Annotated in this window: 11 protein-coding genes and 1 pseudogene; 6 read left to right on the top strand and 6 right to left on the bottom strand. The window is 46.2% G+C overall.

What is annotated here, in order from left to right:
- The 4 genes from PHI74_02095 to PHI74_02080 form a co-directional block, all read left to right on the top strand.
- Positions 1 to 794, top strand: a 794-nt coding sequence (locus PHI74_02095) for a hypothetical protein (GenBank protein ID MDD5484805.1), incomplete at its 5' end; no start/stop codon positions are given.
- The gene (locus PHI74_02090; GenBank protein MDD5484804.1) at positions 791 to 1,453 is read left to right on the top strand and encodes an ABC transporter ATP-binding protein; all 663 of its coding nucleotides are present in this window, start codon (positions 791 to 793) and stop codon (positions 1,451 to 1,453) included. The genes PHI74_02095 and PHI74_02090, both read left to right, overlap by 4 nt.
- 20 nt (positions 1,454 to 1,473) lie before the next feature.
- Positions 1,474 to 2,670, top strand: a complete 1,197-nt coding sequence (locus PHI74_02085; GenBank protein MDD5484803.1) for an ABC transporter permease — start codon at positions 1,474 to 1,476, stop codon at positions 2,668 to 2,670.
- Positions 2,663 to 3,682, top strand: coding sequence for a polyprenyl synthetase family protein (locus tag PHI74_02080; protein MDD5484802.1), 1,020 nt, complete (start codon positions 2,663 to 2,665; stop codon positions 3,680 to 3,682). The genes PHI74_02085 and PHI74_02080 overlap by 8 nt, the downstream gene beginning before the upstream one ends.
- Here the strand turns inward: PHI74_02080 and PHI74_02075 are convergent.
- From PHI74_02075 to PHI74_02055, 5 genes are all read right to left on the bottom strand, one after another.
- A complete protein-coding gene (locus tag PHI74_02075) occupies positions 3,671 to 4,699 on the bottom strand; it encodes an NMD3-related protein (protein MDD5484801.1) in 1,029 nt (342 codons plus the stop codon). The two genes, PHI74_02080 and PHI74_02075, sit on opposite strands and share 12 nt — an antisense overlap.
- A gap of 6 nt (positions 4,700 to 4,705) precedes the next feature.
- A complete protein-coding gene (locus tag PHI74_02070; GenBank protein ID MDD5484800.1) occupies positions 4,706 to 4,975 on the bottom strand; it encodes a DUF424 family protein in 270 nt (89 codons plus the stop codon).
- A gap of 20 nt (positions 4,976 to 4,995) precedes the next feature.
- Positions 4,996 to 7,065: a minichromosome maintenance protein MCM gene (locus PHI74_02065; protein ID MDD5484799.1), complete on the bottom strand. Its 2,070-nt coding sequence runs from the start codon at positions 7,063 to 7,065 to the stop codon at positions 4,996 to 4,998.
- Between the two features lie 41 nt (positions 7,066 to 7,106).
- A complete protein-coding gene (locus PHI74_02060; GenBank protein MDD5484798.1) occupies positions 7,107 to 7,655 on the bottom strand; it encodes a TATA-box-binding protein in 549 nt (182 codons plus the stop codon).
- Between the two features lie 64 nt (positions 7,656 to 7,719).
- The gene (locus PHI74_02055; protein ID MDD5484797.1) at positions 7,720 to 8,178 is read right to left on the bottom strand and encodes a hypothetical protein; all 459 of its coding nucleotides are present in this window, start codon (positions 8,176 to 8,178) and stop codon (positions 7,720 to 7,722) included.
- Between the two features lie 287 nt (positions 8,179 to 8,465).
- On the opposite strand from PHI74_02055, the pseudogene PHI74_02050 reads away from it, so the two are divergent.
- A pseudogene (locus tag PHI74_02050) lies at positions 8,466 to 8,990 on the top strand (Dna2/Cas4 domain-containing protein).
- A gap of 1 nt (position 8,991) precedes the next feature.
- Complete coding sequence (gene thiC, locus PHI74_02045) at positions 8,992 to 10,236, top strand: phosphomethylpyrimidine synthase ThiC (GenBank protein MDD5484796.1); 1,245 nt, start codon at positions 8,992 to 8,994, stop codon at positions 10,234 to 10,236.
- A gap of 191 nt (positions 10,237 to 10,427) precedes the next feature.
- Here the strand turns inward: thiC and tatA are convergent, their stop codons facing one another.
- Entirely contained in the window at positions 10,428 to 10,802 is a 375-nt protein-coding gene (gene tatA / locus PHI74_02040) for a twin-arginine translocase TatA/TatE family subunit (protein ID MDD5484795.1), read from the bottom strand.
- Between the last annotated feature and the right edge of the window lie 23 nt (positions 10,803 to 10,825).

Below are 10,825 nucleotides of genomic sequence, written 5' to 3'. Positions count from 1 at the left end.
AGGAGTCCAGTACAAAGGTATCGATCGACGTGATCGATGAGCCGGGAGTCATACTGATTCTAACCGATGCCCCTGCATCCGTTCCAAGAGGAGAGGATGCGGAGATTTCTTTCGACGTCGCAAATAGGATGTCCCAGAGCATTTCGAGCGTCCGTGTGGTACCCATGATGGATGGAGACATCAATCCATCTGAATATTTCATAGGAGAGATTAACTCCGAGCAGAAGGCGACCACCCAGTTCAACCTGGATACGACCGACTTGCCAGTAGGTCGAAATGATATCGACTTCAAGGTATTCTACAAATTTGCCGACCGCTATCAGGAGTCCAGTACAAAGGTATCGATCGACGTGATCGATGAGCCGGGAGTCATACTGATTCTAACCGATGCCCCTGCATCCGTTCCAAGAGGAGAGGATGCGGAGATTTCTTTCGACGTCGCAAATAGCAGATCGCGTGATGTCACTGGCGTCAGAGTTATCCCAGTCACCGACTTAAGAATGACGCCTTCAGAGGTTTTCATAGGAACGATGGAACCCGATGACGTATTCTCAGCCAGATTTGAAATTGACACGGGCGATCTGCCAATAGGCCAAACAGATGTTGGCTTCAAAGTCGTATTCAAAGATGGTGGCAGGTATTATGAATCTAAGGAGTACACTGTGTCTGTTAGAGTGGCAGAAATACAGAGTGGTCCTTCTACTTCTTATCAAATCGTAATACCGCTCATTGTCGTTGCTCTGGTTATCGGCGGATATTATGTATATCGACGTCGGCGGAGTAAGTTTGAATGATCCGCGCCGTAAACTTGAAGAAGATATACAAGATGGGAGAAATAGAGGTGCCTGCCCTCAGGGGTGTCAGCCTAGATATCCCTGACGGAGACTACATAGCCATAGAAGGGCCCTCGGGCTCAGGAAAGTCCACCTTATTGAACATGATCGGCTGTCTGGATCGTCCCACCAGCGGAAACGTATTTATCGATGACGTCGACACCTCAAAGCTCAACGATACCGAGCTGGCTAAAATCAGGAGGGAGAAGATAGGATTCATCTTTCAGATGTACAACTTGATTCCCACGCTGAACGCGATAGAGAACGTCTCGCTCCCGATGATGTTTTTTGGAGCTTCGCGTGGTAAAAGGATTAAAAGGGCCAAGGAGCTACTGAAAATCGTTGGGCTGTCGGATAGGGCAAATCACAAGCCATCAGAGCTCAGCGGAGGAGAGCAACAAAGAGTTGCGATCGCAAGAGCGCTTGCAAACGATCCGCCGGTGATCTTTGGCGATGAGCCAACTGGAAATCTGGATACAGAGGCAGGCAACGGGGTCATGGACTTTCTGGAAAAATTGAACAAAAAAGGAGAAACGCTCATAATCGTAACCCATGACCCGGAGATTGCGGCCAGAGCGAAGAGGAGTATCAGAATGCGCGATGGCACCCTGAAGGCATAAGTCATCCTAGAGGCATAAAAATGTTCTACGATAGTCTTCTCTTGGCATATAGAAACATAAGGGAGCGCAAGTTCCGTTCATTTTTGACCCTATTGGGCATCGCAGTAGGGATAGCTGCTATCATATCTTTGATATCAGTGGGCTATGGCATGCAGCACTCGATAACAGAGCAGCTTGTGGGGATGGCGGATATCATAACCGTTATGCCCGGACGGCAGGTAATACCTGGACTGGGTGGCTGGGCCGAATCCATTACAGATAGAGATATTGCAGAGATAGAAAGGATAGAAGGTGTCGATAGTACAGGACGTTGGATGTATGGAACCGCCCAAGTCGAATACAGAAAGGAGCGCACCCCGATCACGATAATATCTGGCGAAACAAGCGACCTAGAAGAAATGTATGACTTGTATGCTGAATTCGAGCAGGGGCGATGGATACGTGAGGGTGACTACCGGGGATGTACCATCGGATATAACGTTGCCCATGAATATTTCGATGAAGACATCAGTATTGGCGATCGCCTAACAATTAATGGAGAGAAGTTCGTGGTGGTAGGCATCCTTGAAAAAGCCGGCATGATGGCTTCTCAAGACCTTGACCCCAACATATTTTTAACCATAAGAGCTGCCCAGGATGTCCTGGGAACCAAGGACATATATATGCTGACGGTGCGAATTAGCGACATCGACAGGGCTGAAGATATCGGCGAGGAAATTGAAGAAACATTAGACGAAAACCATAATATAGAAAACTTCGCCCAAGCGCTGACGATGGAGTCGATGATAGAGCAGATAGGAATGGTCTTCTTGCTACTCCAAGCGGTCCTCGTTGGAATTGCGTCCATTGCACTGATAGTGGGCTCCATAGGCATCATGAACTCCATGCTCATGTCTGTGATGGAAAGGACCCATGAGATAGGGATTATGAAAGCAATCGGAGCCACCAATTCGAACATCATTTTGCTATTTTTGACGGAAGCGGGTATGATCAGTCTGGTAGGCGGCATATTGGGATGCATATTGGGGACAATTACTGCCACATTGGTAAGCATTGGCGTTAGCTTTTATATCGGAATGGAAATGCCTGCAATCGTTACCCCAGAAGTAGCGATCGGGAGTTTGTCCGTTGCGATCCTGGTGGGAATCATATCTGGTTTATATCCAGCCAGAAGGGCAGCAAAAATGAGTCCTGTCGAGGCGGTGAGATATGGATAGATTGTTGGAAGAATATACCGAGCTGATAGACCATAAATTGAGGGAGTACTTTAAAACAGTCTTAGAAGAGGGAAGAGCTTATCACCCATTCATTGGAGATGTTTTCGCTCAGGTAGAAGAGTTTTTGCTCAGAAAAGGGAAGAGAATAGCTTCATGTAGCACTTTGTTGACCTACAAGGGATATACCGGAGAGATAGAAGACATATTAGATATTTGTGTTGGCATAGAGCTGTATCGCCATGGAATCCTGATCCATGATGATCTAGTGGACAGAGATGAGAAAAGACGAGGTGGTGAAGCCTTCCATAAACTCTTCACGTATGGGGACAGATTTGGGGAAAGCATGGCAGTCTTCTATGGAAACATACTTTTCAGCCAAGCCCTGAGGACATTATTTGAGTCAAACTTTGAGTGCATTGGCAAGGTGATCAAGCTCTTCCTGGAGGATTACAAGGCAGTCAACGAAAGTCAGACTCTTGATCTGCTCTTTGAACATAAGGAGCCCACCGTAGAGGAGTGGTATGTCATGGCATCGAAGAGGGCTGCCTCATTGTTCAAAGCCAGCATGTTAACGGGTGCCATCTTGGGAGGTGCATCTGCACAGGACCTCCAGATATTGGAGGAGGCAGCTATGCACATTGGTTATTCGTTTGATATCCAAGATGACATCATTGGCACCTTCGCATCAGAGGAGCAGTATGGGAGAGCAACAGGTGGAGATATCCTTCTGGGGAAAAAACCATTGCACATGGTTTATGCCTATAAACTGGCAAAGGGGGATTTGCAGCAGGAGCTAAGAAATATCGCTGCAGATGCGGAGGGGATAGAGAAGGTAAAGAAAATAATAAAAGAATGCGGTGCTCTGGCTAAGACAAAAGAGGTATCAAGAGACCATGCCAGTAGAGCCATTAAGCTGATAAACAAGACATCCATGAACGCTGAATCCAAAAACTTTTTCAAGGATTTAATCGACTTTGTGACAGAGAGCTTGGACTGGTATTCAATCGGGTAAGACAAACACGCACTTGTGAGTTTTTATGACTGATACCTCATCTCCACCTTTTGCATTCAAAAATGCTGGTCGCAGGAGAGTGATCGGCTCATATGAATCTGGATCGAGCACTTGAATCTCATCGTCTTGCACCATCGTTAGGATGGTAGTCTTGGCATCACTTCTATGACATAAAAGCTCCGCACCGACCATATCTTTCATATCTGAGTTAAATCTTGCACCTGTCTTTAGGTCCCTCCCGACAATCCTTTTCCCCATACTAGTAATATCGATGATGAGATCTCCAAGGGAAAGGATGTCTCCAACCATGAACTGGGGGAGTCGAACGGCAAATGATACGCGATAAACCTCTTTTCCTTCTCTTCGTCCAGCCAATTTTGCTGCCCTAGAAATCTGACCACCAAGTTTCTCTGTGATGGCCTTGGATACTAGATCGCCCGCATGGATGGGCACAACATAGATATCTATGCCTTCCTTTAACTCTTTTATGTCAGAGATAAAGGCCATCCTATCTCTTTTTTGAAGTTGATTGATGACATTGGCTGCGATATCCTTGCATCGTGATCTTTCCTCTGACGCAGGAAATCGATTTTCTGCCCTGAGCTGAACTATGGCCTCATAGTATCCTCCTGCAATCAGCCTGCATCTATCGCACGATTTCCTCTCGATCCGAACATCCACATCAGCATCTTCTGATACCGCTCTGCCCCGTACCATGGCATCCACATGCACATGCACCCTCATGTTCTCACCCAATGTTTCGGGCACAAGTGAGATGCGTACATCCTCAGCTGCAGGATTAATATTCAATTGAGACCTAACGGTCGACGTTGCTAGACTGTTAAGATCGCATTCAACCCACTTCCCATTCCGAAAAAACGATCCGCAGGTTGGGCAAACCTTTGCCAGTAAGAGGAGAGGACATTTCACCAGATCAAATCGCTCCAAGAAACATTGTGTACAAAGTCCATTCTCAGATCTCTGGCCGCAATTTGGGCAGAAAAGGTAGGAAGTCATTACTCATCACATCCGCACCAGTTGAGCATGCTGTACTCCACCTATGGTGATCACGTTGTTCGGGTCTATAACTCCACTTTTAATCCCACAGGATACCGCCCTTTTCCCCAGCAAATTAGCGATTGTGGCTTTCTTAAGTGCAGCCATAACTTCTGCCTCGGTAGCATGCTCGCCCTTATAGAATTCCTCGGAAACATGAATGGTCAGCTCACCCTCGCTGAACGTTTTTCCCAGGATATCTCGGTCGCACGCTGCAACCATAATTTCCGATTCCATGTTATGCGTTTTTAGATACATCATTCTCTCGCTATTCTGATAAAGCCTAATTTCGGCTCGTAAACATCACCCTGCTGCTTTAACTTGGCCAGCAATTCCTCTGCCTTACTCCTCTCAATCCCCTTCTCCTCTGCTTTATCGTAGACTTCCTCTTTCGGAGATGCACCACCATGTTCGCGCTCGAGTTCCCTTATTATATCCTTAAGCAGCTTGATCTTATCGCGCTGACTTTTAGTGATGCCAACAGCTATGACGTCGACATCGAACAGCCCCGTCTCTCGGTCGATGCCAACCTGCCTTAGGCAGGACTCTGTGATGCGTATGACCCGATCTGCGTCTTCTTCGAGGATTTGGTCACTCAGTCTCATCCTTGCAGAAGCTTCAGCCAATCTCACTAAAGCCTCCAAGGAGCGGGCAGTAACTGGAACTGGCGCACCATCATCGCCTTGTTTTCGCGTCCCAAGATAGAAATCTCTCAATCTCCTCCTGGCCCCATCGCTCATTATCGGATAGATGCGTTTAGCATAGGCGATGTATTTGCGCAACAGCTCCGGTTCGGTCGCCGGTCGAACCGTCTTCATAGCGGATTCTACTTCTTCCTTCGTTACTTTTCCAGAGGTAAAGTACTTGGCATGCGCTGATAGCTCTCCGGCGTAATGTGCTGTCAGGATATGATCCGCAATTTTAGCATCCAATTCTACGTTGGGCTCGTCCATGATCGGAAAAATCAGATCGAACCTGGATAAAAGCGCAGGAGGCATATTGATCTGGTTTGCTATTGGCTCATATTTATCAAATCTGCCATATTTCGGGTTTGCAGCACCGAGCAAAGCGCACCTTGATCGCAAGGATGCCACAACGCCGGCTTTGGCTATGCTGATCGTTTGCTGTTCCATTGCCTCATGCAAAGCACTGCGGTCTTCTGACCGCATCTTATCTATTTCGTCGACGGCGACAATTCCCTTGTCCGCCAGCACAAGTGCACCTGCTTCAAGGGTCCACCTGCCTTCTCCGAATTCATCTTTTACTGCAGCAGCTGTTAGACCAGCGGCGCTCGTACCTTTTCCACTGGTATAAACACCCCTTGGCGCTAGCTTGGCAACATATCTGAGCAACTGCGATTTGGCTGTGCCTGGATCTCCTACGAGTAGCAAATGAACGTCTCCTCTTACCCTGGTGCCATCTGGCAATGATTTTGGTATGCCAGAAAATAACTGAAGCGCCATCGCTTCCTTGATCTCCTCATAGCCAAATATGGAGGGCGCTATGGAATGGACCATGATTTCATAAATGTTCGGACTTTCTGAAAGCTCAAGAATGGCTTTTTCATCCTCTTTGGAAATTTCCAGAGCTTCAAACTCTTGTTCTTGAATCTCAATGGAAATGCACTCCAAATAGACGTCAAAAAAAGTGCTCTTTCCTGCCGGAGTGGTTCGCTGGTATGAGTGAAGAATGCCCGTCACTACCACCCTGTCCCCGGGAACCACTTGCCCAGTCAGGTCATCCTCTACGTTCACATCCAAGGTCTGGGGTTGTTCCCCTCCCCTCAGATCCTCCGGAGATTCCTGAATTTGCAGTTTCTGTGCGTCTATAAAAGACGATTCGCTAAATACGAGTTTAAAAGGACCCTTTCTCTTGCAATCATTACACTCATAAGGCTCCATAAATTTAGCTTCACGTTGTAGGACAGGAGTGGTACCGTCACATAACACGCATTGAAATATGGCTTCGGTGATCTTAGGGCGCACAGCGGTGGCTTTGCGCACTATGCCCTCTATAGCAATCAATTTTAAAATATGATCGCTCCTCAGATCACGGATATATATCCTTTCAGGAACCTTGATTACCCTTACATGTACCCTATCGAGCGATACATCGATTGGGAGATCGATGATCTTCAAGGCTTCTTCGGCAGCTTGCAATACATCATGGGGCCTCTCTAAAAAAGAGTCCGCCAAATCAACATCATACTTCTCGATATCAGGGAACTCGACAACCAAGCTGCGCTTATCCGGGTAGGAATTTGCCAATTGAAGGATTTGCTGCTTGTAATATTTCTTGAAAAATTCCTCCCATTTTGAAACTGGCATGCTAAATCATATGAATCAAAAACATAAGAAGTTTGCTCTGTTCATAGCAAACCAAGCCCCATCAGCTCTTTGGAGACCTTGTTCACCGCATCCTCGACATCTTCTGTTTTCTTTCCACCTGTAATGACCAACTTGCCAGACCCGAATAGCAATACGACCGCCTTGGGCTCTGATAGCCTATATACCAAGCCGGGAAATTGCTCTGGCTCATACTCGATGTTCTCCAGGCCCAATCCGATAGCTATCGCATTCAAGTTAAGCTCTGATCCCAAATCGGCAGATGCGACGATGTTCTGGACTATGATCTGAGGTTTTCCAATGACGTTAATACCAAGCTCCCTCATCTTCCCAAAGACTATTTGTAAACTTTTTTCAACATCATCGATGCTTTTTGCGCCGGTGCAAACTATTTTTCCAGATCGAAAAATCAGCGCTGCTGCCTTAGGATTTTTAGTTCGATAAACCAAGCCAGGGAACTGCTCTGGATCATAATCGGCACCCTCCAACATATGCGCGACTTCACTAAGGTCTATTTCCGACCCTATCGCCGTAGATGCCACAACGTTTTCTATTTTAATCGATTTCGCCAATTATAACACCCAACGTATTATAATGAAAAGGGGTTTATAAAAGTTGGTCATTCTTTCCACAACTTCATTCTTTCCACAAGTGGGCATCGATCACGTAACTCCTGCTTACCCTCTTAATCTGAGGAAAGCGCAGGATCTCTTCTACTGTAAATCCAACCCCACCCGCCAAATATCGTTTTTTAAGATCCGTCCACTGGAGGATGTGGGCACTTACAGGCAGGCCTTTCCCGTACCTAAGTTCAACAGCCAAGATTCCTTTTCGACCGGACCTACGGAGAAAATCGTCTATACGCACTATTTGATCGGGGCCAAAATGTTGAGTAAAATAGAGGGAACCAGTCTTAGTGGAGATGCTTTTGCATTCAACCCCAAGATAATACTCCTCATGTAAGGAGTCGACGAGCACATCAAGTACTTGCGAAGAAAACTGATGCTGTTTGATCCTGTATGCGATGGCATCGATCTCATTCTGCTCAAAAAAATTATTGAAAGATTTCACGATATCACGTTCAAACTTGGTCATTTACTTTTACCCAATAAGAGATATATCGTTCTTAATGAAATACCTAATCGGTGTAAATTTGATAAGAGTCAGCGATTTAAGATTGTACCTATCTTGCCCACGACAAATTTATTTCATGTCAAGGGGACACGAATTAAAGATAGATAGGGTTGAGTACGTAGAACACTTATTACTCAGAGGACTTGCCTTCCAATTTCCTAGGTTAGTGAAAGAGGAGCGCTTATGCGAACTTGGAGCATGCCTAAATAAAATCGCAGATGAACTGAGGGAGAGCTTGCCCAAGGAAAAAAATCGACGAAGCAAAATCAAGAATCGATATCGATAAGATCACCATGGGACTATCAAAAGACTTAGAATATATGGGCAAAAGGCATTTTCTCGAGAAAATTACGCCATGGAGGATTGAGCATCAGATGGATTCAAAGCACCTTGGAATGGTTGGGCGTCCGGATAAGTTGATCCTAATCGACGGGGAGATCATTCCCTCCATCATAAAAACCGGAGATAAACCCAGACAGGGCATTTGGGAACACGACAGGCTACAACTAACCGCATATGCGATGTTGGTCGAAGAGGAGTTCGAAGTTAGCGTGAAACAGGGTTTTGTGGAGTATGCCAGATTTGGAGAGTTGCGAGATGCCAAAATCAAACGTTGGGACAGGAAAAGGGTCTTGCTTATCCTGACCAGGGTAAAAAAAGTAATGGATGGAGCGCTCCCAGGTAAGTCAAAAAGAGCGCCTTGTGACCATTGCGGATTCGTTGACATGTGTAATACGAGGAAGTCGTTGCTTTCTAGATTCTTTGGTGATTAGCATGACCCAAATTGAAGAGGCCAAATCAGGTAGGACTACAAGAGAAATGGTGGATGTTGCCCTCCATGAAAAGATTGAGCCTGATTTATTACGCAAGCACATTGCCAGCGGCGAGATAGTGATCATGACACGTCCTAAATGCAAGCCATTGGGGATAGGTAAAGGACTGCTAACAAAGGTCAATGTAAATATAGGCACCTCATCGATAGCAATCGATCCTGAAGCCGAGGTAAAGAAAGCCAAGGTTGCTGTTGAGCATGGAGCGGACACCATATCAGATCTCTCAATGGGCGGCGATATAGACGAGATCAGAAGGGCAATTTCAGATGCGGTCTCCGTTCCATTAACGACCGTGCCAATTTATCAGACCGCTGCCGAGAAGGTTTCGTTTCATGAAATAGACCAAGAAGATCTCATCAGGACCATAAAAAAGCAAGTTCAAGAGGGCGTGAGTTCAGTAGTCATCCATGCGGGTTTCACCTTGGACACGCTCACCTCATTGAAAAAGGCAACTCGCATCATGGGGATGGTATCTAAAGGCGGGGCATTTACTGCTGCATGGATGATCGCGCATAAGAAAGAGAATCCTTTTCTCGAAAGGTATGAGGAGATCTTAGAAATACTCCTGAGAAGGGATATCGTTCTTTCATTGGGCAATGCCATGAGAAGTGGATGCGTCCATGACATGAGCGATAAACCCCAGCTATCAGAGATTCAAAAGAACGCAGAGCTGGCAAGACGTGCCAATGAGGTTGGCGTGCAGACTATCGTCGAAGGCATGGGGGGCCATGTTCCTGCCAAAGATATCGTTGCATACGTTAGACACCATAAGAAGATCACTGGCAATAGACCGCTTTTTGTTTCAGGCCCACTCCCTACTGACATCGCAGTTGGCTACGATCACATAGCTGCCTGTATTGGCGCCAGCCTTGCCAGTGGAGCGGGTGCTGATTATCTTTGCGCCATAACTCCATCCGAGCATCTTGCTCTTCCCAACATAGATCACGTTCGTGAGGGCACGATCGCTTGTCGCATTGCCGCCCATATCGGAGACTCGATGAAATATGGTCTCTCTGATCAGGACTTCAACTTAGCTAAAATGCGACGTCACCGCAACTGGGAGGGGCAGTTTAGATTTGCCCTTGATGGAAAGAGAGCAAGACAGATCCATTCACCTGGGGAGACCTGCACGATGTGTGGAGATTTTTGTGCACTAAAGATCATGGAGCAGTACCTTGGCCATTGATAGATGAGACACATTAATTCGCCACACCATATTATCAAGTCCTGCCGAAACATTTCGATATTATATCATATATGCATATTGATTGCAGATTCTAAAACCGCATCAAGGATAAAAAGATCTCTCATGCAAACTGCACAAAAGAGCGGGAGTTATAATCCTACCACCTAACTGTGTATCGAGAAAAATCGATTTTATTTGAAAATCTTTGACTTGAACCTGGAGCCGATGTACTTAAATGCCTCGTCTTTTATCCTCCCTTCGATATCAGGCTCATGGGGCTCTTCGATGTTATCGGTATCATCAGATTTCTTCTCTGGTACTTGTTCTGGTACCGGTTCTGACTGCATGGTAGGTTCAGCAGATTCCATGGTGGACTGAATAGGACCCTGTATGGAAGATTGAATCTCTGATGTAAAATCACTTTTAAGCCTATCCAGCTCCTTTTCAGCCTTGTTAACCTCACCAAGCGCTTTTCCAACATCTCTGGCGATGCTAGGAAGTTTGCTACTGCCAAATATAAGGGCAGCGATACCCAAAATTATCATTAATTCTGTTGTTCCTATCATCACATCACCATTAGATAGTGGCC

This window comes from Methanocellales archaeon (assembly GCA_028715985.1).
GTDB lineage: Archaea > Halobacteriota > UBA148 > UBA148 > UBA148 > UBA148.
Note: the sequence above shows the minus strand (reverse complement) of the source record. Positions and strands in the feature narration are given on the sequence as shown.

What these genes read in the sequence shown, in the direction of transcription:
- PHI74_02085 (MDD5484803.1), top strand. Translation starts at nt 1,474, where the DNA reads ATGTTCTACGATAGTCTTCTCTTGGCATATAGAAACATAAGGGAGCGC.
- PHI74_02090 (MDD5484804.1), top strand. Translation starts at nt 791, where the DNA reads ATGATCCGCGCCGTAAACTTGAAGAAGATATACAAGATGGGAGAAATA.
- thiC (MDD5484796.1), top strand. Translation starts at nt 8,992, where the DNA reads ATGACCCAAATTGAAGAGGCCAAATCAGGTAGGACTACAAGAGAAATG.
- PHI74_02065 (MDD5484799.1), bottom strand. Translation starts at nt 7,065, where the DNA reads ATGCCAGTTTCAAAATGGGAGGAATTTTTCAAGAAATATTACAAGCAG.
- PHI74_02075 (MDD5484801.1), bottom strand. Translation starts at nt 4,699, where the DNA reads ATGACTTCCTACCTTTTCTGCCCAAATTGCGGCCAGAGATCTGAGAAT.
- PHI74_02080 (MDD5484802.1), top strand. Translation starts at nt 2,663, where the DNA reads ATGGATAGATTGTTGGAAGAATATACCGAGCTGATAGACCATAAATTG.
- PHI74_02055 (MDD5484797.1), bottom strand. Translation starts at nt 8,178, where the DNA reads ATGACCAAGTTTGAACGTGATATCGTGAAATCTTTCAATAATTTTTTT.
- PHI74_02070 (MDD5484800.1), bottom strand. Translation starts at nt 4,975, where the DNA reads ATGGAATCGGAAATTATGGTTGCAGCGTGCGACCGAGATATCCTGGGA.
- tatA (MDD5484795.1), bottom strand. Translation starts at nt 10,802, where the DNA reads ATGATAGGAACAACAGAATTAATGATAATTTTGGGTATCGCTGCCCTT.